Here is a 19,953-nt window from a genome sequence, read left to right on the forward strand (position 1 = left end):
TGCTCCTGATCACGGCGGTGTCTTTACGAGACGGCGGTTCGTCCCTACATCGAGAATATGACCATTAGTTATTTCGGCTACGGCTCCCTCGTCAATTCTGCCACTCTGCCCGAGACCGCGCAGGTAACGCCCGGCCGGCTGGATGGCTGGGTGCGGGAATGGCGGATCCGCGGCTCCAACCAGACCGGCCGGGGCGTCTGTTCCCTGAGCGTCGCTCCGGAAGAGGACGCGAAAATCCGGGGCGTGCTCGCAACCGAGCCGAAACATGGCCTGGCAAAGCTGGAACTGCGGGAATGGAAATACGACCGCATCGACGGGGTCGGAGGCGCGTTCCGCTGCGATCTGGAGAATTTGCCGGGCCCCGACGACATGTTCCTGTTCCGCTCGAAACCGGAACACAACGATTGGGGCGATGCGGATCACCCCATCCTGCAAAGCTATCTCGACTGCGTTCTTGCCGGCTTTCATGCGCTCTGGGGCGAGGAGGGGATCGTCCACTTCCTGGAGACGACCCGGGGCTGGCACGTGCCGATCCTGGCAGACCGCGGCGAGCCGGTTTACCCGCGTGCGATCCGCCTTGATGCGGTCATGACGGAAATGATCGACGATCATCTTGCGGGCCTGAAAGTCCGCTATCTGACGCCGGCCTGAGTTTCAGCAGTCCTCCACCGTTTCCGCGATCAACTGGTCGACAACGCCTTTCAGCGCTTCATCCGTGGATGAACCCCCGGCGATCATTGTCTCGTAAAGGCTGATCTGCCGGTCGGCGGAGGTGCCTTCCGCGACGATCTTGCGTATCCGGGCGATTTCCGCTTCGCAGCCGAAGAAGGCGATGTCCTCCTGAACGAGGTCGATCATTTCCTCGATCAACTCGCCATAGGGCATCAGCGTACCGCGGCCGTAGTCGATCAGGTTTGCGCCAATGCCATGGCGTTCCGCCAGCCACCGGTTTTCCGCAATGAGAAAGCGGGAATAGGTTCGCCAGCGCATGTTGGAACGCCGGAGGCGGTAGAGCATGCGGCACAGGCAGCGGAACAGCGCCGCGATCGCGATCGCGTCCTCCAGCCGGGTGCACAGGTCGGTGATCCGCATTTCCAGCGTGGGAAACCGGGCGGACGGGCGCAGATCCCACCAGATCCTGGTTCCGTCCTCGATTACGCCGGCCTTGATCAGGACGTTAATGGTGCGCTGATAGTCGGAATAGCTCTCGAAAGCCTCCGGCAGCCCGGTCCGCGGCAATTCGTTGAAAACGGCCATCCGATAGGATTTCAGTCCGGTGTCGCGTCCGCGCCAGAACGGTGACGACGTGCTCAGCGCCAGAAGATGAGGCAGGAAATAGGCGAGCTGGTTGAAGAGGTCGATCCTGAGTTCCTCGTCCTCTATGCCGACATGAACATGCATGCCGCAAATCAGCAGCCGGTCGGCGACGACCTGCATCGCCTTGGCGATGTCGTTGTAGCGTTCCTTGTCCGTGTGCGGTTGGCGCATCCATTCCGCAAACGGATGTGTGGAGGCGGCAATCGGCGCCAGACCGTAGCCTTGTGCCTTTTCCGCAATGGTCCGCCGCAGGAACCGCAACTCCTGCCGGGCGTCGTCCAGCGACGTACAGACCGGTGTGCCGACCTCGATTTGGCATCTGAGGAATTCCGGACTGACCCGGCCTTTAAGGGCGGCCTCGCAATCGGCAAAAAGCTCCGGAGGCGGGGCGCTCGCCAGATCACGGGTTGTGCGGTCGACAAGAAGATATTCCTCTTCAATGCCGAGTGTGAATTGAGGCTCGATCATCAGGGAAGCTTCGGCTTTGCCGGCAAGTCCGGTCAAGTCAGGTTGTTCCCGGACTTGGGCCGGTCCGGATGCCTCTAGCCCATCAATCCCTGCAACAGATAGCCGACAATCCAGGCAATGGCTGCCGCGGCCATTCCGATCACTGTGGTTTCCAGTCCGGACCAGAACCAGCGCTGGGTCGACCAGCGCGACTTGATCGAGCCGATCCCGAAAAACGCGCTTGCCGTCAGAAATGTCGTTATCTCGGCGGACGCAGGAAGTCCGAAAACGAACGGGACCAACGGCAGGCTGCCGCAAACCACGAAGGCGACGAAGGTCGTCAGGGCTGCCTTGAACGGCGAGCGCTGGGCGGCGGACAGGCCGTACTCCTCCTGCATCATGGTCTCGATCCAGGTTCGGCGCCGAGACGTGATGATGCCGACCAGGGTTTCCAGCTCTTCGCCATGGTAGCCTTTTGCGCTGTAAATCTGGCGGATTTCCTCGCGTTCGCCCTCCGGGTCCAGTTGAATATGTTTTTCCTCCACCAGCTTGAGGCGCCGGTAGTCGTCTTCTTCCGTCTTGGTTCCCGAGTAGTTGGCCGCTGCCATTGAGAAACCGTCGGCCAAAAGGTTGGCGAGGCCCAGGATCAGGATGATCGGCGTCGACAGGTTCGCACCCACGGCTCCGGCGACGACGGCAAAAGTGGTCACCGCGCCGTCGATCCCGCCATAGACCCAGTCCCGCAGATAGCTGATGACCGGCCCGTCCTGCAGCCTGTCGGCAATGTCATCCGGCGCATGGCTGTGTTCGAGGCTCATCTGCGGTATCCTTGTCTGACCTGCTGGCGTGAACTGGCAGATTCACTCTACTACCTGTGGTCTTGGAGAAAAGACCCGTGTATAACCCGCGCACGTTTGCTCATGAGGTGCAGCGCGAGAGAACAATCGGACTGATCCGGGCAAAACAATTCAAGAGATTTTGGTGCGCCCGGCACCGAGTGCAGGAGTTGAAACAATGGCGGAGAAGTGGACACCGGACAGCTGGAGATCGAAGCCGATCGTTCAGGTGCCGGATTATCCCGATAAAGAGGCCGTGGCAGAGGTTGAAGGCCGTCTGTCGACCTATCCGCCGCTGGTTTTTGCAGGTGAGGCGCGGGATCTGAAGCGCCAGCTTGCCGATGTCGCGGCCGGAAAGGGTTTTCTGCTTCAAGGTGGCGATTGTGCGGAAAGCTTCGCCGAGCATCACCCGGACCACATCCGTGACTTTTTCCGTGTCTTCCTGCAGATGGCCGTCGTGCTCACCTATGCGGCCAGTCAGCCGGTGGTGAAAGTCGGCCGTATCGCCGGTCAGTTCGCGAAACCGCGTTCGTCCAATTTCGAGAAAAAGGGCGATGTCGAACTGCCGAGCTACCGGGGCGACATCATCAACGACATCGCGTTCACGCCGGAAAGCCGGATCCCCGATCCGAACCGGATGAGCATGGCCTACCGTCAGTCTGCGGCGACGCTGAATCTTCTGCGCGCGTTTGCTCAGGGCGGTTTCGCCAATCTCGACCAGGTGCACCAGTGGATGCTCGGCTTCATTTCCGACAGTCCCCAGGGCCACCGCTACAAGGAACTGGCCGACCGCATCACCGAGTCGCTTGCATTCATGCGCGCCTGCGGTGTGAATTCCGGCAGCGTACCGCAATTGCGCTCGACCGATTTCTTCACCAGCCACGAAGCCCTGCTTCTGGGGTATGAGCAGGCATTCACTCGCGTGGACAGCACCTCCGGCGACTGGTACGCCACCTCCGGCCATATGCTGTGGATCGGCGACCGGACCCGCCAGCCCGACCACGCACATGTGGAGTTCTTCCGCGGTATCAAGAATCCGATCGGTCTGAAATGCGGCCCGTCGCTGAGCCCGGACGGCCTGCTGGAACTGATCGATATCCTGAACCCGGATAACGAGCCGGGCCGGTTGACCCTGATCGCGCGCTTCGGCGCCGACAAGGTCTTCGATCACCTGCCGCAGCTCGTTCGTGCCGTGGAACGCGAAGGCAAGGTCGTGGTCTGGTCCTGCGATCCGATGCATGGCAACACGGTTACCGCCGGCGGCTACAAGACCCGCCCGTTCGACCGGATTCTGAAAGAAGTGGAAGCCTTTTTCGCCGTTCATCGGGCAGAAGGCACCCATGCCGGCGGCGTTCATGTGGAAATGACCGGCCGCAACGTGACCGAGTGCACCGGGGGCGCCCACGCGCTGACCGCGGATCAGCTCGGCGATCGCTACCACACCCATTGCGATCCGCGACTGAATGCGGATCAGGCACTGGAACTGGCCTTCCTGATCGCTGAAAATCTCAAGAAGGAAAAAGACGGCCGCCGGTCGGAACCGCTGGCTGTGAATGCCTGACGCGCATTGTCAGAATTACGGATAAAAGAGCGGCATTTTGCCGCTCTTTTCATTTATGGCGCGGCAAGGCTGATTATCGATAAATTTAGCAAGGATTACTTAAGGTAAGACGCCCATACATCGGGCGGGATTTGAGGTAGGGGATTTTCATAAAATGACGATGCATTGGGACCTGTCCACGGTCTCGTTTCTTGTAATTGACGACAATATGCATATGCGCAGCATTTTGAGATCCGTTCTGGGCGGGTTTGGCGCACGCCATATTTTTGAGGCATCTGACGGGGCGGACGGACTTGAGATCGTTCTGGATCGCAGCCCGGATTTCATTCTTTGCGATTGGGTCATGAAGCCGTTGAGCGGGTCGGAGTTCATCCGCACCCTTCGGGCCGAGAAGGACAGGCGCCTGAGCACCCTTCCTGTGGTTGTCGTCAGCGCCCATTCCCATAAATCGACGGTTCTTGAAGCGGTCAATCTCGGTATTCATGGTTTCATCGCCAAGCCTGTCTCACCGGCCGTACTTTACCGGCATATCGCCGACACCCTGCACAAGCAGGCCCTCCATGGGCGGACCAAGGGCATCTTGTTCAATTCAGCGAGCACGGACAGGCGAAACCGCAACAGGATCGACGACCAGCCTTCGGTCGCTGCTGCTCCGGCAAGTGAGACAACGATAGCGATCGATATGGCGCTGATTTAGGCTTTCGCAGCGATTGCAACTCTTTCGCGGTCAGGCTAATCACGAAGAATGACAAGCGCTCCGAAACCTTCAGCCATTAATGGTCAACTTCGCCTCGGCATTGCCCAGCTCAATCCGATCGTCGGCGATATCGCAGGCAACTCGGAGCTGATCCGTCGGAGCAGGGCCGAAGCAGAACAAAACGGCGCCCATCTGGTGCTGTGCCCGGAGCTGGCCGTTTCCGGCTACCCGCCGGAAGACCTGGTGCTGAAGCCGGCCTTCGTGGACCAGTGCATGGAAGCGGTCGAGGAGCTGGCCAAAGAAACCGCTGACGGCGGACCGGGAATGATCATCGGCGCTCCCTGGCTTTTCGATGGCAAGCTCTATAACGCGGCCATACTGATCGATGGCGGGAAGATCCAGGCGGTCCGCTACAAGACCGATCTGCCCAACTACGGGGTTTTCGACGAAAAGCGAGTGTTTGCCGCGGGGCCGCTGCCGGGGCCTGTCGACTTCCGGGGCGTCCGCATCGGCGTGCCGATCTGCGAGGACATCTGGAACGACGAGGTCTGCGAGTGCCTTGCCGAAACCGGTGCCGAAATTCTCCTGGTTCCGAACGGCTCGCCCTATTGGGAAAACAAGGCCGAGGAACGGCTGCAGGTCGCGGTCGCCCGGGTCGTGGAAAGCGGCTTGCCGCTTGTCTTCTGCAACCAGTTCGGCGGCCAGGATGAACTGGTCTTCGACGGCGGCTCCTTCGGGCTTCAGGCGGATCGGACGCTGGCCTTCCAGATGCCTCAGTTCGAGACCGGTCTCGCCTATACCGACTGGGTGCTGAATGACGAAACCTGGGTTTGCGAATGCGGTCCGGTGACCGTCCTGCCCGACCTGGACGAGGCCAACTGGAACGCCTGTGTCGTCGGTCTGCGCGACTATGTGTTGAAGAACGGCTTTCCCGGCGTCACACTCGGGCTTTCCGGCGGAATTGATTCCGCTGTGGTCGCGGCCATGGCCGTCGACGCGCTTGGAGCCGACAAGGTCCATGCCATCATGATGCCCTACCGCTATACGTCCGAGGAGAGCATCAAGGACGCTGCCGACTGTGCCGCCGCACTCGGCATCCGCTTCGACACCATTCCGATCGCCGAGCCGGTCGAAGCCTTCACGAAGGTTCTGGCGCCGGTCTTTTCCGGCCGTGCCGCGGACACGACGGAGGAGAACCTGCAGGCGCGGTCCCGTGGCGTGATCCTGATGGCGATCTCCAACAAGTTCGGCTACATGGTCGTCACCACCGGCAACAAGTCGGAAATGTCCGTCGGTTACGCCACGCTCTATGGCGACATGAACGGCGGCTACAATCCGATCAAGGATCTCTACAAGACACAGGTCTACGATCTGGCGGACTGGCGCAACAAGAACCGTTCCGATTGCCTGATGGGGCCTGAAGGCGAGGTTGTACCGAACAACATCATCACCAAGGTGCCGTCCGCGGAGCTCAGGGAAAACCAGACGGACCAGGATTCCCTGCCGCCCTACGATCAGCTCGATGATATTCTTTCCTGCCTTGTCGAGCAGGAGATGGCGGTTCGCGATATCGAGAAGCGGGGCCATGACCGCGAGCTCATTCACAGGATCGAGCATCTGCTCTACATTGCCGAGTACAAGCGGCGGCAGGCGCCTCCCGGCGTGAAGATCACGGCCCGCAATTTTGGCCGCGACCGCCGCTATCCGATTACCAACCGGTTCCGCGACCGCAGCTGACACAGGCAGCGGAACCTCCTGAAAACGTCAAACGCTTCGCTCGCGTTGCGCCTGCTGAGGGCCATGGCGGGCGAGGCGGTATGCGGGGTTCCGCCGTGGCATTTTTCGCATTCGTGCGCGCCAATTTTCGCTGGCTGCTGGCCGGGTTTCTGATGACGGCCTTTTCCGGGTTCGGACAGACCTTCTTCATCGGCCTGTCCGCGGGCTACGTGCGCAAGGAATTCGAACTGTCCAACGGCGAGTTCGGGACGCTCTACATGGCTGCAACGCTTGCCAGCGCGATGAGCCTGCCCTGGGTCGGACGCAGCCTCGACCGGTATTCGATCCCGCGTGTGGCCGCCGTGGTCATGGTGCTTCTGGCAGCCTTTTGCGTCGCCATGGCGGGCGTGTCTTCCGTCATCATGCTGTTCTTCGCCATTTATGGTCTGCGCCTGTTCGGCCAGGGGATGATGTCCAACACGTCCATGACCGCCGTCGGCCGCTGGTTCGATGCGCAGCGGGGCAGGGCGGTCTCCATCGCCGGCCTTGGTTTTCCGGCCGCCGAGGCGACCCTGCCGATCAGTTTCGTGGCGCTGAGTTCCGCCTTCGGCTGGCGCGTGACCTGGCTGATGGCCGCCGCCGCTCTGGTTCTTGTCGCCTTGCCGGTGATCCTGGCTTTGCTGCGCAAGGAACGGACGCCGCAAAACATGGCGGAAGGGGAGACACCCAGACCGATCCGCCATTGGACCCGGGCGGAAGTGCTGCGCGATCCGGTGTTCTGGGTCATGTCCGCCGGTGTGCTTGCGCCGCCGTTCATCGCCACCGCGGTCCTGTTTCATCAGGTCTATCTGGTCGAGCTGCGCGGCTGGACGCTCGAACTGTTCGCGAGCGCCTTTGCCGTCATGTCGATGTTCGCCGTGGTATCGTCGCTGATCCTCGGCGCCCTGATCGACCGCTATTCCGCCCGTGCGCTGCTGCCGTTCATGCTGCTGCCGCTGACCGCTGCGTGCCTGGTCCTGGGATTGATCCATGACACGTACGCCGCCTTCCTGTTCATGGCACTGCTCGGCATCAGCAACGGTTTCGTGGCGACACTGATCGGCGCGCTCTGGCCGGAAGTCTACGGAACCCGTTATCTCGGAGCGGTTCGATCCGTGGTTTTCGCCCTGATGGTGCTGTCGTCGGCCCTGGGGCCCGGATTGGTCGGCTGGCTGATCGACCTCAAGGTGTCCTTCGACTACCAGATGGTCGGCATGGCGGCTTACTGCCTGGTCATGTCCGGCAGCCTGACGTTCATAGCCCGGCGCGTGCACCGACGGATGGAACTGCAGGGCGCCGGATAAAGCCAAGATCCCGCTTGCGTCTTCGCATTCCTCCCGCTACCTGAAACCCATGACAGTCATCACACGCTTCGCCCCGTCCCCGACGGGCCATATCCATATCGGCAACAGCCGTCCGGCCCTCTTCAACTGGCTTTTCGCCAAAAAGAACGGCGGGAAGTTCATCCTGCGCTTCGACGATACCGATCTGGAGCGCTCCAAGACCGAATATGCCGAGTCCATCGAGCGGGACCTGCGCTGGCTGGGCATCGACCCCGACCGGATCGAACGCCAGTCGGACCGGTTTGCCAGCTACGACGCGGCCGCCGACAAGCTGAGAGCGGCCGGGCTGCTTTATGCCTGTTACGAAACGCCGGACGAACTGGAACGCCGCCGCTCGCGGGCCCGTGCGCTCGGCCGGCCGCCGGTCTACGACCGCGCCGGTCTGAAGCTGACGGACGAGGAAAAGGCGAAACTGGAAGCGGAAGGCCGCAAACCGCATTGGCGTTTCCTCCTGCCGAACCATGACGGCGATCCTTTCCAGACCCGCCGGACGGACATTTCCTGGAACGATCTGTGCCGCGGCGACCAGTCTATCGATCTTGCTTCCATGTCGGATCCGGTTCTGATCCGCGAGGACGGCACTTATCTATACACGCTGTGTTCCATCGTCGATGACATCGATATGGGCGTCACGCATATCATCCGTGGCGAGGATCACGTCGCCAACACCGCCGTCCAGATCGCCATTTTCCGAGCGCTCGGAGCCGAGGCGCCGGTCTTTGCCCACCACAACCTGCTGACGACGGTGGATGGTGAGGGGCTCTCCAAGCGCAAAGGCGCGCTTTCCATCGGCTCCTTGCGCGAAGACGGCATCGAGCCCATGGCGGTGACGTCCCTGGCGGTGCTCACCGGCACAAGCCATGCAGTCGAAGCCGTTCCCGACATGGACACCCTGGTGGACAAGTTCGACCTGGCGAGCGTGTCCCGGTCTGCTGCCAAGTTCGATCCGGCGGAGCTTCTGGTGCTGAATGCCCGGCTGGTTCACGACATGCCCTATGCGGCCGCCTCGGAGCGTCTGACGGCACTCGGCATTGCCGGCGGCGAAGCCTTCTGGATGGCCGTTCGCGGTAATTGCGAGAAGGTCGAGGATGCGAAGCTCTACTGGCAGATCGTCGAAGGGCCGGTGGAAAGCCGGATCGAGGACGAAGACCGGGACTATGTCGCAAAGGCCCGCGATCTTCTGCCCGATGGCGATGTGACCGCCGAGACCTGGAGCGCCTGGACGCAAGCGTTGAAAGCGGAAACCGGGCGCAAGGGCCGGGGGCTTTTCATGCCGCTGCGCCGGGTTCTGACCGGTCTCGATCATGGTCCGGACATGAAGGAAATGCTGCCGCTTATTGGGCGACAAAATATTCTGGACCGACTACCCTGACAGGGGTTTTGGGAGAAACATCCTCGGCTGCTTGCGCCGGGCCATTGGCGTTTTCTGAAAAGACCGGCGCGACCGGCGGAATGTCCGATTTGGACGCGGGTTTTTCTGACGCAAGCACCGGCAGGCTGCCGGGCGTTTCCTCTTGCGCAGCTTCGGAAGCAGGGGCCTCATCGCCGGACGGTGTCGTCCTGAGCGCGGCCAGAAGGTTGAAGCCCTCTTCGAGATTGAGCCTGGTATCCGGATCCAGATAGGCTGGCAGATGGTCGGGCCGGACCGGCTCGCGGGACAGATTGAATGCGGTTGAGCCCGGTTCGCTGCCATCGACGGCCAGCGTTGAGCGGATTCCCTTCGCCTGACCCCGGACCAGGACAGAAACCTTCGCCCCGTTGACGGTGAACAGGTCGCCGTCGCTCTGGGTAACCGGCGCCAGCCTGCCGGCCGTGTCCTGGCGGGCCGGATTCCGGCAACTGCAGCCGGTCACGTATTCGCTCTTGAACCGGTTGGCATTCTCCAGGTCACCATAGGCAATGCCGGTCAGGGAGGTCATGTTTTCCTGGGTCTCGCCCGGGTTCCGGTACACGAACAGTTCGGTTTCCGTGGCCGGACAGATCTCGCCGCAGCGGGCTGCATCATTGACGAACTGGTCGCGTCCGGTCGCGAAACTGACGGGGAAGTAATAGCCGTCACAGGTGCGCACACACATGGTCCGATAGGTGCCGCCGGCCGGAAAATGTACGCCGTCCTCACTGTTCGAAGAGACCAGACGTCTGCGCGATGTCAGCACTTCCATATCGCCGTCGCTATCACTGACCGCGACATGCCGGGATCGTCCGAAAAGGCGCTGGAAGAAAGTGGCACCCGATGTATTGCCGCCGCTTCTTGCAGTGATTTCTGCTTCTTGGCCGGAATAAGAAGCCTGTGCCGGTGCGAGGCAGTTTTGTCGTTCCAGCGAGGCCCGGATCTGCCGGATCCGGCTCGCGCTGTTTGGTGATTTGCGCTCGGCGCGGGCGGCCTGCTTCTCGATGGCTCTGAGATTGGCCTGCATTTTCGCAATTTTCGCGTTGAGCTGGCGGCATTTCGGGACGGTGGTCAATGTGGCACATTGAAAGTAGCGCGCGTCGCGCTCCGCCGCCGTGATTGCTTTTTGCTGGAGGCGCGCCTGTCCCTGCCATTTGGCGACGTTCGGAGAGGCGCCACCCTGCCTTTCCAGACGGTTCAACTCGACCTTCAGACGATCGCAGCTTGCCGCCGAAGCGGAAGAGGGCGGGAATCCGGCCGTCAAGGCAACGCTCAGGGCGAACACCCTGACCCAAACGCCGAACGCTGCCGGTCGAGTTACCGTCATACCTATTACCCAGACCCTACAGGCGCAAAATCGCTACGCCTTCCCTATCGTCACTATTGGCAGGAACGGCAAGGATAGCAACCAAAGCTCTGAATTGAAGTTAATGCGGATAGGGGATGTTTGCCCGGGGCGGAAAAACTATTTCTCGGGGGTGCGGAAGGCGCTCGAGGCCCGGGTCAACTGTGCAATAATCTCTTCCAGAGCCCTGCGTTGCTCCGGATCCAGGGCCTGCATCAGCATCTTGGAGAAGGCAAGGGCTTTGGGAACCAGGTCCGCGTACATTTTCTGACCCTTCGGTGTAAGTGTCAGGAAATTTTCGCGCATGTCGTCCGGATTGGGAGCACGGGTCACGAGGCCGCATTTTTCCAGATTGGCGACAGCTCGGCTGACCTTTGTCTTGTGCATGGTGCTGCGTTCGCCGACGACCTTGGCCGTGACCTGATGGCATTGCCCGATAATGGCGACAACCCGCCACTCGGGTACGCCGATGCCGAATTCCGTGGCATAGATCTGGGAAAAGGAACGGCTGACTTCCTCGGCCAGAACCACCAGGCGATAGGGCAGGAATTCTTCCAGCGCCAGGACTTCATCCTTCTCGCCTTCCTGAGCCGCCGGATCAGATCTTTTCACGTCAGCCATTTCCCGCCTATCCAACCTCACACAAGGCTCATTCCGTATATCAGTCACGACCGATTCTAGCCGGCCTGATCACGCATTTGCAGGGATCGGCAGACAAGAGGGCGCTCTGGACCGCCCGATTTGCCGGTTAGACCGCAGTCAACCATGATTGGTAATCCGAATTCGCTTGTCCAGATACTGCCATTGTTCCCGGTTAGCAAAGTTCATGCGGGGCATAGGCGCCGCATAAATGATTTGGCAGCCGAGGTAAGGAAACGGGTTGGTACAGGTAGTAGAAACCCTTCTATATCTAGTGGATGTCTGCAAGATGTGATCTATCTGTTGAAAAGGCTGCGCTTTGGAAAAGATTAGACGGCAAGTATTTGCGAATCGGTCCGTTATCCTGAGACCGTGTTCCAGGCCAGAGGTATTGGGAGCCTTTGCACAGGGATTGGTTCGCTCGACGGCACTCGCCGACCGCGCAGAAAAAAACGAGAGACGGCCATGAACAAGAACGTTACTGCCAAAAACGACGCCGGCAAGCAGGATAAGAAAGTCTCATTCCGGGAAATCGGAAGGGACTGTTATGCCTTCTGCGTAGACGGAGGCTCGAACACCGGTGTAATTGTCGGGGAGAACTCGGTTCTTGTCGTGGATGCCCAGCCAACGGCGAACGGCGCGGAAGCCGTGCTGGCGGAAATCACCAAGATTACCGACAAACCCGTCAAGCATGTGGTCCTGACCCACTACCATGCGGACAGCAGCCTTGGCGCAGCAGCTTTCGAGCCTGGTGAAATCATTGTCTCCGACCTGACCAGGCGGATGATCGAGGAGCGCGGCCAGGCTGATCGTTCGGCGGCCCTGTCCCGCACGCCGGAGCTTTTCGGCGGAGCGAAGCGGTTGCCGGCGCAAATCCGGCCGACGATGAACTTCGCGTCCTCCATGTCGATCAATCTGGGGCGCAAGGACGTGCGGCTGATGCACCTGGGTCGCGGCCATACCATGGGCGACGTGGTCGTCTGGGTTCCCGATGCGGGTGTGCTGTTCGCCGGTGATCTCGTCGCCAATCAGGTTGCCTCCTATTGCGGCGACGCCCATCTGACCGACTGGCCCAGGGCGCTCGGCCGTATCGTGGCTTTCCGGCCAAATGCGCTGATGCCGGGCCGCGGCAGGGCGTTGGTCGGAGCGGAGCGAATCGATCAGGCTGTTTCTGCAACCGCCGGATTTCTGGATCTCCTCCGCGACACCGTGTTTTCCTGTGTTCAGGAAGGCAAGGGGCTGAAAGGGGCCTATGCGGCGGTGAAGGCCGCCATGGATCCGGCCTATGCCGAGTATGCGGACTACGAGCGCAACCTGCCGTTCAACGTCGCCCGCGCCTATGATGAAGCGCAGGGGCTCGATATTCCCCAGATCTGGACCCCGGAAAGGGATCAGGATCTGGCTGATGCCCTGCGTGGTGTGACGGGGCAAGCAGAAGCCGAGGCGGCAAATAAGAGCAGCGCCCCTGAGGACGCTTTTGCAGACGCCGACGTTCTCGATCTCTCGCAGGATGATGTCGCCCGCGATGCCGAGGCGGCCGAAAAACCGACGGCCGAAGCGAACGGAGAAAAGACGTCCGAGCGAAACCTCGAACCGGCCGGCGCGTGAACTGATGTCCGGTCCGTCGGATCCGTTGCGGGCCGCCGGACTGGACATGACGCCGTGGGGTTCCCACATCGGGTTGATCTGACACTGTCTCCGAAGGACTGTTCCATGCAACGCGCTCTAGTGGCAGCGGCTCTCGCATTGATACTGAGCGTGAGCTCGGTCTTTGCAGCCGATGAACCCGATCTCATTTTCAAGAAGTCCACGGTCTGGAAATTCCTGACGCCGGATCACAAGCTGGCCACCTACGCCATCGATGATCCGATTGTCGAAGGCGTCGCCTGCCATTTCACGGTTCCCGAGAAGGGCGGCATTTCCGGATGGATTGGCGTCGCTGAGGAAGTTTCCGACGTTTCTCTGGCCTGCCGGCAGGTTGGGCCGGTCGCGTTCAAGGAGAAATTCGAACAGGGGGAGGAGATGTTCCGTCAGCGGCGGTCGTTTCTTTTCAAGAAGATGCGCATCGTCCGCGGCTGCGACGCCAAGCGGAACGTCCTGGTCTATCTGGTCTATTCGGACAAGCTGATCGAAGGCAGCCCAAAGAACTCCACATCGACCGTGCCGATCATGCCATGGGGTGATGCCCCTGCGCCGCGCTGCGGCGATTATATGAAAGAGTGATGCTGCTCTGCGGCGATTTTCTGAACTGTCGGGCCCGGATCTTATCGCTGGGCCCGGACATCAGCGCTGGAATGAAAAAGGCAGCCCCGCCAGGGCTGCCTTTTGTGTGTCTGCGCTATCCAGGGCCGTCTAGTCGGCGTGCTCTGTCTCGAGTACCTGGGAAACCTTTCCCGGAAGATCAGGTTGACAGAAATGCGCATAGAGGATGCCCATGATTTCCTGGGCTGCCTTGCTCACCAGTTTGTAATAGATGGTTGTGCCATCCCGGCGGGTTTCGACAAGACCCTGCGCACGCAGAAGCGATAGCTGCTGCGAGACGGTCGGCATGCGCATACCCGTCTTCTCGGCAAGATCGCCGACGCTGCATTCCTTGTCCCACATCTGGCACATCAGCAGCAGCCGAGGGCCGGATGCGAGCATCTTCAGAAAGCCTGCGGCATCTTCCGCTTTATTTTCAAGAGCTTTGTAATCCATGGCTCGGACAATGCCAAAAAATGGGAAAACCTGCAAGCAAACTCAGGTTTCACGGTTACGAATGATTACATGCGCCCGATTGCCGGAAGCAGGACGTGGCCTGAGCCGCAACCGATCCCTGTCGCCAGGCACATGCTTTTCTGCTGCGTCGCAGCATTGGAAGTGTGCGGGTAGCCGACAAAACTTGCAAGTGCGGCCAAAGGTCCAATCAGCAAAACGGCCAAAAAGGCAAACGCGAACATACGGGCGAACATCTCGATACTCCTGAACTGGTTCCGACCCTTCGAATACGGCCAGACCATAGGAGAGCGCCCTTGAACCGGTGCTGAGTGGCTCGTTCAGCCAGCGTTCAAATAGCTTAACGAGATGCAAGTCTTTGATTTGTCGCCGTTAAAGGTTTTCCGTCATGGCGCGCGCCAAGGCTTTCAGCAAAACCGCATCGCGATTGTAGATGTCCTTCCGGAAGTGGGTCGACCCGTCCTTGTTCATCCAGGCCGTCAGATAGGTGATATGCACCGGTATCGGTTTTTGCAGATTGACGATCATGCGTTCGCCTTTGTCCCGAATGGCTTCCAGGCGAGCCTTGTCGTAGCCCTGATCGGCGAGCAACGTGTCGCCGAGCGTAAACGGGTCGGATACGCGGATGCAGCCGTGGCTGAAGGAACGCTGGGCCTTGTTGAACAGCGACTTGGCCGGCGTGTCGTGGATATAGATATTGAACTTGTTCGGAAACATGAACTTGATTCGGCCCAGAGCGTTCTTGTTGCCCGGATCCTGCCGCAGTTTGAAGGGGAAGTTCGCGGGGGAATAGGAGCTCCAGGCAATCTGCGACGGCGATATCTCGGTCCCGCCTTCGAAGAGACGAATGTTCTGGGAGGACAGCACGCCCGGATTCTTGCGCAACTTCGGCAGGTATTCCTTGGTTGCGATCGAATAGGGCACGTTCCAGTAGGGGTTGATTTCGACGTAGGTCATTTCGTCGGTAAAGACCGGTGTGGCGTGATAGGGCTTGCCGACGACGACCTTTGTCGCCAGCCAGGTCTTGTCCTTCTTGACCACCTTCAGAACCTGATCCGCGAGATTGACGAAGACATAGGTCTCGCCGAGGTCGTTCGGCATCCAGCGGCGGCGCTCCATATTGAGTTCCATCTGGATCAGCCGTTGTTCGATCGGCACATTCATTTCCGTCAGCGTATCGGCGCCAATGACACCGTCGACTTCGAGGCCATGATAGGACTGGAATTCCTTGACTGCGTCGACGAGCGCCCCCTCGTAAGTGTCGCCGGTCTGGATGGTCGGATTCAAATAGTCTTCCTCGATCAGACGTTGGCGCAGCACCCCAAGCCGGCCGTCGGTCATGCCTGGTTTCAGGACCTCTCCTTCGGGAACGACCGTGAAGCCACCTTCGGCGGCCTTTTGACGGTATTCCGCGAGGCGCAGCTGAAGACGGGCATATTGCGGCGTGTCGGGGGCGAGCGTTTCCAGAAACGCCGCGTAGTCGCTTGCGCCCACTACATTTTCCAGGAGGACGGACGGTTCCGGCCGGTGCGGGAAGATATTCAGCGCCTTGTTGACGTCATTCGGCTGAACGCGGCCGGAGGACATGTGCGTGGCGTAACGCAGGAACTGGTGGGTGAGATCCCGCTCGATGGAAGCCCAGTCCTGAAGCGATTGCGCGTTCTCGCTCCTGTTGATGAATTTCAGCGGCCCGTAATTCTCCGGATTGAGCGCATGGGCATTGGCGTCCGCGAAGGCGGCAATCGTCAGATGCGCCCGTTCGTTGAAGCCGTTCTTGTTGAGCCAGATCGTGGCAAATCCGCGCTTGGCGTAGAACTCGGTAACCTCGGTGTCATCCAGTTCGATGATGGCGTCACGGATACCTTCGGCAAGCGGTGTATTCGGTTCCGGATAGGGGGCCGGTGCCGTGATCGCCGCTTCCGGCGCGGCCGACTGGGCCAGGGCGGAACCGACAAGCTCAAGCCTGAAAAAGTGCGGTGCGGCCAGAACAAGCCCGGCACAGAGGATCGACTTAAAGAACATCATGCGCATAGGGAAAAGTCTCGTCTTGATTCGCCACGACCTTACCAAGCGTAGCCTAGTTCCCGGGACAGTCCAGTTAAAGAAAGCCGTCGGCGTTCCCATGCCGCCTCGGACCTTTGGCGGGTTCCGGATGAATGACGATTAAGGGTGGCAAATCCGCAGGTTGAATTGCGCCTTGACCGGCGGACGGAAAGCGGGCCATAACAGCGGCCATGATGACGGCCGCACGGAACATCATTTCGATCACCATTATTTGCAGCTAGCGACACCGCTGGCTGTGGCCGTTCCCTCTTGGCAAATTGCTCCTTAAGACGGACCGCCCGGCCAGCCGGCCAGGAGACCGATTGCCATGAGCGAAGCAACGTCCGCTTCCAAGGGACTGAAGCTCACCAACACGATGATCCGATCGAAAGAGGACTTCGTCCCGATCGATCCGGCGAACGTGCGCATGTATGTCTGCGGCCCGACTGTCTATGATTTTGCTCATATCGGTAATGCGCGACCGGTGATCGTCTTCGACGTCCTGTTCCGTCTGCTGCGCCACCTCTATGGCGCGGATCACGTCACCTACGTCCGCAACATCACCGACGTCGACGACAAGATCAACGCGCGGGCCCTTCGCGATTTCGGCTCCGAGATCGAGGCCGGCCGCATGAGCCTTAACGACGCCATCCGCAAGGTGACGGAAAAAACCGCCGATCAGTATCATGACGATGTGCGGGCACTGGGTTGCCTCGATCCGACCGTGGAACCGCGGGCGACGGAACATATTCCCGGCATGATTAATATGATCGAGACCCTGATCGCTCGCGGCCATGCCTACGCGGCGGATGGGGAGGTGCTGTTCGATACGGCCTCCATGCCGACGTATGGAGCCTTGTCCAAGCGCAATCTCGACGAACAGAAGGCCGGCGCGCGCATCGCGGTCGAAAGCCACAAGAAGCACCCGGGTGATTTCGTTCTCTGGAAGCAGTCATCCGCCGAGGAGCCGGGCTGGGACAGCCCCTGGGGCCGGGGACGGCCCGGCTGGCACATCGAATGCTCGGTCATGAGCGAGGCGCATCTGGGCGAGGTGTTCGACATCCACGGCGGCGGGCTCGACCTGATCTTTCCCCACCACGAAAACGAGATCGCCCAGTCCTGCTGCGCCCACGGCAACGACCGTATGGCCAACTACTGGCTCCACAACGGCTTCGTGCAGGTGGAAGGCAGGAAGATGTCCAAGTCGGAGGGCAATTTCGTCACCATCCATGACCTTCTGCACACGGAAGCCTTCGGCGGCCGCAAGTGGCCGGGCGAGGTCCTGCGTCTCGCCATGCTGATGACCCACTACCGGGAACCGATCGACTTTTCCGTCCGCAAGCTGGAAGAGGCGGAACGGCTGCTGTCCAAGTGGCCGGATCTCGTTGAAGGGGCGGAAATGCCCGCACGCGAAGTCCTCGACGCGCTCGACGACGACCTGAACACCGTCGCGGCCATTCAGGCATTGCATGCGCTCGCGTCGGAGGCGCAAAAGGATCCCGCAAGGCTGGCGGAGTATTCAGCGTCTGCGGCCCTGTTGGGTCTCGCGCCGGTCAAGGCGGAAACCGGCAACCTCGACAACGCGGCCATCGATGCCCGTGTCGCCGAACGCCTTGCCTTTATCGAAGCGAAAAACTGGGCGGATGCAGACCGGATCCGCGATGAACTGGCCTCTGAAGGAATTCTGCTAAAGGATTCAAAAGACTCCGAAACCGGCCAGCGCATCACCACCTGGGAGGTTAAGCGGTGACACAGTCTCATTCCCACTCCGGCGGCTGCCAGTGCGGGGCGGTGCGGTTTCGGGTCGATGGGCCGCTCGGAAAGGCCTCGATCTGTCATTGCCGCATGTGCCAGAAGGCCTTCGGGTCCTTTTATGCGCCGCTGGTCGGCCTAAAAAAGGGGGCGGAACTGACCTGGACCCGGGGCGAGCCCGCCCGCTTCCAGAGTTCGAACCACGTCCGTCGGGGCTTTTGCCGGGACTGCGGCACGCCCCTGACATACGAGGCTCCCGATGACCTGGGCTTGGCCATCGGCGCCTTCGATCATCCCGAAGAGATCGCGCCGACGGTTCAGTACGGCGTGGAAGGCAAGCTGCCTTATGCGGATAAACTGCCCGGCTTGCCGGCGACCCGAACCGAACAAGACGAGATCGCGCTGCCATTTCTCGCCACCATGGTGACCTATCAACACCCGGACCACGACACGGAAAACTGGCCGGCCCAAGACGCTGGCGACAGGAATTAGAAAAATGACAAGGGAACGCCTCTACCTTTTCGACACCACGCTCCGCGACGGCGCGCAGACCAGCGGCATCGATTTTTCCGTGACCGAAAAGATCGCGATTGCCGAGCTGCTCGACCGTCTGGGGGTGGATTATGTGGAGGGCGGCTATCCGGGCGCCAATCCGACCGATAGCGAGTTCTTTTCCGAAAAGAGGACGAACAGGGCGACGTTCACCGCCTTCGGCATGACCAAGCGCGCCGGCCGGTCGGTGTCCAACGACCCGGGCCTGCAGGAAATCCTGGCGGCCAAGGCCGACGCCTGCTGCTTCGTCGCCAAGAGCTGGGACTATCATGTCGATGTGGCGCTTGGCTGCACCAACGAGGAAAACCTGGAGTCCATTGCCGATACGGTGAAGGCGGCCGTCGCCTCCGGCCGGGAGGCGATGATCGACTGCGAGCATTTCTTTGACGGTTACAAGGCCAATCCGGACTATGCGCTTGCCTGTGCGAAGACGGCTTTCGAGGCCGGTGCGCGTTGGGTGGTGCTGTGCGACACCAACGGCGGTACGCTGCCGGACGAGGTGAAGGAGATCATCGGAAAGGTGAGGGCGGTCGTCCCCGGCGATCATCTGGGCATCCATACCCACGACGACACCGGCCACGCGGTTGCCAACACTCTGGCCGCTGTCGATGCCGGTGTGCGCCAGATCCAGGGGACGCTCAACGGTATCGGCGAGCGCTGCGGCAATGCCAATCTGATCACCCTGATCCCGACACTGAAACTGAAGCAGGCCTACGCGGAGAAATACGAGCTCGGGGTCACCAACGACCAGCTGGCCGAGATCACCTCCATTTCTCATGCCTTCGACGAGATGCTGAACCGCTCGCCGGACCGGCATGCGCCTTACGTCGGTGAAACCGCCTTTGCCACCAAGGCCGGCATTCACGCCTCTGCGATCCTGAAGGACCCTCAGACCTACGAACACGTCCCGCCGGAAGCCGTCGGCAACCGGCGCCGTGTTCTGGTGTCCGATCAGGCCGGCAAAAGCAACCTGTTGGGCGAGCTCGACCGGCTCGGCATCAAGGTCGCCAAGTCCGATCCACGTCTCGACCGGCTGCTTGCCGAGGTAAAGCAGAAGGAAGCGGAAGGCTACGCCTATGAGGCGGCCGATGCCTCCTTCGAACTGCTGGCACGGCGGGCACTCGGCGAGGTGCCGCGGTTCTTCGACGTGAATTCCTTCCGGGTCATGGTGGAACGTCGCCACAACGCGATCGGCAATCTGGTCTCCGTGTCGGAGGCTGTGGTGAAGCTCGACATCGACGGTGAGAGCCGCATGTCGGTCGCCGAAGGCAACGGTCCGGTCAACGCGCTCGACAAGGCCCTGCGCAAGGACCTGGGCAAATACCAGTCGGCGATCGAGGGGCTGGAGCTGGTCGATTACAAGGTCCGCATCCTGAACGGCGGCACCGGGGCGGTCACGCGTGTGCTGATCGAAAGCCACGATACCGGACGTCATCGGCGCTGGTTCACAATCGGCGTATCCAGCAATATTGTAGATGCATCGTTCCAGGCTCTGGTCGATTCCATTACCTATGCGCTTCTGAAAGCCGAAGCGGCCTGATCCGCCACTTCGGCGAACAGG

At 60.6% G+C, this 19,953-nt stretch carries 17 protein-coding genes; 11 read left to right on the forward strand and 6 right to left on the reverse strand.

Going from position 1 to position 19,953, the window contains the following annotated elements; translation table 11 throughout:
- Positions 1 to 57 precede the first annotated feature (57 nt).
- Positions 58 to 651 carry a gamma-glutamylcyclotransferase family protein gene (locus tag ACN0SO_RS00860; RefSeq protein WP_417673544.1) on the forward strand — a complete coding sequence of 198 codons (594 nt, stop codon included), beginning with the start codon at positions 58 to 60 and terminating at the stop codon, positions 649 to 651.
- 3 nt (positions 652 to 654) lie between these two features.
- Here ACN0SO_RS00860 and ACN0SO_RS00865 read toward each other — a convergent pair whose 3' ends face one another.
- Both ACN0SO_RS00865 and ACN0SO_RS00870 read right to left on the reverse strand, forming a co-directional pair.
- On the reverse strand, positions 655 to 1,821 hold the full coding sequence (locus ACN0SO_RS00865) for a carboxylate-amine ligase (RefSeq protein ID WP_417673546.1): 1,167 nt from the start codon (positions 1,819 to 1,821) through the stop codon (positions 655 to 657).
- A 38-nt stretch (positions 1,822 to 1,859) separates the two neighbouring features.
- Positions 1,860 to 2,582, reverse strand: coding sequence for a VIT1/CCC1 transporter family protein (locus ACN0SO_RS00870; RefSeq protein ID WP_417673548.1), 723 nt, complete (start codon positions 2,580 to 2,582; stop codon positions 1,860 to 1,862).
- Between the two features lie 196 nt (positions 2,583 to 2,778).
- Between ACN0SO_RS00870 and ACN0SO_RS00875 the strand changes: the two genes are divergently transcribed.
- From ACN0SO_RS00875 to gltX, 5 genes are all read left to right on the forward strand, one after another.
- Positions 2,779 to 4,161: a class II 3-deoxy-7-phosphoheptulonate synthase gene (locus ACN0SO_RS00875; protein ID WP_417673550.1), complete on the forward strand. Its 1,383-nt coding sequence runs from the start codon at positions 2,779 to 2,781 to the stop codon at positions 4,159 to 4,161.
- A gap of 154 nt (positions 4,162 to 4,315) precedes the next feature.
- Positions 4,316 to 4,858, forward strand: a complete 543-nt coding sequence (locus ACN0SO_RS00880) for a response regulator (RefSeq protein WP_417673552.1) — start codon at positions 4,316 to 4,318, stop codon at positions 4,856 to 4,858.
- A 48-nt stretch (positions 4,859 to 4,906) separates the two neighbouring features.
- Positions 4,907 to 6,595 carry an NAD+ synthase gene (locus ACN0SO_RS00885; protein ID WP_417673554.1) on the forward strand — a complete coding sequence of 563 codons (1,689 nt, stop codon included), beginning with the start codon at positions 4,907 to 4,909 and terminating at the stop codon, positions 6,593 to 6,595.
- Between the two features lie 95 nt (positions 6,596 to 6,690).
- Positions 6,691 to 7,917: an MFS transporter gene (locus ACN0SO_RS00890; protein ID WP_417673556.1), complete on the forward strand. Its 1,227-nt coding sequence runs from the start codon at positions 6,691 to 6,693 to the stop codon at positions 7,915 to 7,917.
- 49 nt (positions 7,918 to 7,966) lie between these two features.
- On the forward strand, positions 7,967 to 9,328 hold the full coding sequence (gene gltX, locus ACN0SO_RS00895) for a glutamate--tRNA ligase (RefSeq protein ID WP_417673558.1): 1,362 nt from the start codon (positions 7,967 to 7,969) through the stop codon (positions 9,326 to 9,328).
- Here the strand turns inward: gltX and ACN0SO_RS00900 are convergent.
- Together ACN0SO_RS00900 and ACN0SO_RS00905 are read right to left on the reverse strand one after the other, a co-directional pair.
- Positions 9,291 to 10,673, reverse strand: coding sequence for a DUF2865 domain-containing protein (locus ACN0SO_RS00900; RefSeq protein WP_417673560.1), 1,383 nt, complete (start codon positions 10,671 to 10,673; stop codon positions 9,291 to 9,293). The two genes, gltX and ACN0SO_RS00900, sit on opposite strands and share 38 nt — an antisense overlap.
- A 138-nt stretch (positions 10,674 to 10,811) precedes the next feature.
- A complete protein-coding gene (locus tag ACN0SO_RS00905) occupies positions 10,812 to 11,312 on the reverse strand; it encodes a MarR family winged helix-turn-helix transcriptional regulator (protein WP_417673562.1) in 501 nt (166 codons plus the stop codon).
- Between the two features lie 483 nt (positions 11,313 to 11,795).
- Between ACN0SO_RS00905 and ACN0SO_RS00910 the strand changes: the two genes are divergently transcribed.
- Together ACN0SO_RS00910 and ACN0SO_RS00915 are read left to right on the forward strand one after the other, a co-directional pair.
- On the forward strand, positions 11,796 to 12,938 hold the full coding sequence (locus ACN0SO_RS00910; RefSeq protein ID WP_417673564.1) for an MBL fold metallo-hydrolase: 1,143 nt from the start codon (positions 11,796 to 11,798) through the stop codon (positions 12,936 to 12,938).
- Between the two features lie 105 nt (positions 12,939 to 13,043).
- Positions 13,044 to 13,553 (forward strand): CreA family protein, encoded by a 510-nt coding sequence (locus ACN0SO_RS00915; protein ID WP_417673566.1) that lies wholly within the window; start codon positions 13,044 to 13,046, stop codon positions 13,551 to 13,553.
- 129 nt (positions 13,554 to 13,682) lie between these two features.
- On the opposite strand, the gene ACN0SO_RS00920 is transcribed toward ACN0SO_RS00915, so the two are convergent.
- Both ACN0SO_RS00920 and ACN0SO_RS00925 read right to left on the reverse strand, forming a co-directional pair.
- Positions 13,683 to 14,063 (reverse strand): ArsR/SmtB family transcription factor, encoded by a 381-nt coding sequence (locus tag ACN0SO_RS00920; RefSeq protein WP_417673568.1) that lies wholly within the window; start codon positions 14,061 to 14,063, stop codon positions 13,683 to 13,685.
- 354 nt (positions 14,064 to 14,417) lie between these two features.
- Positions 14,418 to 16,076 carry a L,D-transpeptidase family protein gene (locus ACN0SO_RS00925; RefSeq protein WP_417673570.1) on the reverse strand — a complete coding sequence of 553 codons (1,659 nt, stop codon included), beginning with the start codon at positions 16,074 to 16,076 and terminating at the stop codon, positions 14,418 to 14,420.
- A gap of 340 nt (positions 16,077 to 16,416) precedes the next feature.
- Here ACN0SO_RS00925 and cysS point away from each other — a divergent pair, with 340 nt between their 5' ends.
- Genes cysS through cimA form a run of 3 tightly spaced genes read left to right on the forward strand, consistent with a single transcriptional unit; the run spans position 16,417 to position 19,932 of the window.
- Positions 16,417 to 17,838 (forward strand): cysteine--tRNA ligase, encoded by a 1,422-nt coding sequence (gene cysS / locus ACN0SO_RS00930; protein ID WP_417673572.1) that lies wholly within the window; start codon positions 16,417 to 16,419, stop codon positions 17,836 to 17,838.
- On the forward strand, positions 17,835 to 18,332 hold the full coding sequence (locus ACN0SO_RS00935) for a GFA family protein (protein ID WP_417673574.1): 498 nt from the start codon (positions 17,835 to 17,837) through the stop codon (positions 18,330 to 18,332). Before cysS ends, ACN0SO_RS00935 begins: the two co-directional genes overlap by 4 nt.
- A 4-nt stretch (positions 18,333 to 18,336) precedes the next feature.
- Positions 18,337 to 19,932: a citramalate synthase gene (cimA, locus tag ACN0SO_RS00940; RefSeq protein ID WP_417673576.1), complete on the forward strand. Its 1,596-nt coding sequence runs from the start codon at positions 18,337 to 18,339 to the stop codon at positions 19,930 to 19,932.
- Positions 19,933 to 19,953 lie beyond the last annotated feature (21 nt).

Source organism: Roseibium sp. (assembly GCF_048260565.1).
In the GTDB taxonomy this organism is placed as follows: Bacteria; Pseudomonadota; Alphaproteobacteria; order Rhizobiales; family Stappiaceae; genus Roseibium.

Excerpts from the sequence above, each read along its gene's own strand:
- ACN0SO_RS00910 (WP_417673564.1), top strand. The coding sequence starts at position 11,796 with ATGAACAAGAACGTTACTGCCAAAAACGACGCCGGCAAGCAGGATAAG.
- ACN0SO_RS00915 (WP_417673566.1), top strand. The coding sequence starts at position 13,044 with ATGCAACGCGCTCTAGTGGCAGCGGCTCTCGCATTGATACTGAGCGTG.
- ACN0SO_RS00880 (WP_417673552.1), top strand. The coding sequence starts at position 4,316 with ATGACGATGCATTGGGACCTGTCCACGGTCTCGTTTCTTGTAATTGAC.
- ACN0SO_RS00860 (WP_417673544.1), top strand. The coding sequence starts at position 58 with ATGACCATTAGTTATTTCGGCTACGGCTCCCTCGTCAATTCTGCCACT.
- gltX (WP_417673558.1), top strand. The coding sequence starts at position 7,967 with ATGACAGTCATCACACGCTTCGCCCCGTCCCCGACGGGCCATATCCAT.
- ACN0SO_RS00905 (WP_417673562.1), bottom strand. The coding sequence starts at position 11,312 with ATGGCTGACGTGAAAAGATCTGATCCGGCGGCTCAGGAAGGCGAGAAG.
- cysS (WP_417673572.1), top strand. The coding sequence starts at position 16,417 with ATGAGCGAAGCAACGTCCGCTTCCAAGGGACTGAAGCTCACCAACACG.
- ACN0SO_RS00900 (WP_417673560.1), bottom strand. The coding sequence starts at position 10,673 with ATGACGGTAACTCGACCGGCAGCGTTCGGCGTTTGGGTCAGGGTGTTC.
- ACN0SO_RS00875 (WP_417673550.1), top strand. The coding sequence starts at position 2,779 with ATGGCGGAGAAGTGGACACCGGACAGCTGGAGATCGAAGCCGATCGTT.
- ACN0SO_RS00925 (WP_417673570.1), bottom strand. The coding sequence starts at position 16,076 with ATGCGCATGATGTTCTTTAAGTCGATCCTCTGTGCCGGGCTTGTTCTG.
- ACN0SO_RS00870 (WP_417673548.1), bottom strand. The coding sequence starts at position 2,582 with ATGAGCCTCGAACACAGCCATGCGCCGGATGACATTGCCGACAGGCTG.
- cimA (WP_417673576.1), top strand. The coding sequence starts at position 18,337 with ATGACAAGGGAACGCCTCTACCTTTTCGACACCACGCTCCGCGACGGC.
- ACN0SO_RS00885 (WP_417673554.1), top strand. The coding sequence starts at position 4,907 with ATGACAAGCGCTCCGAAACCTTCAGCCATTAATGGTCAACTTCGCCTC.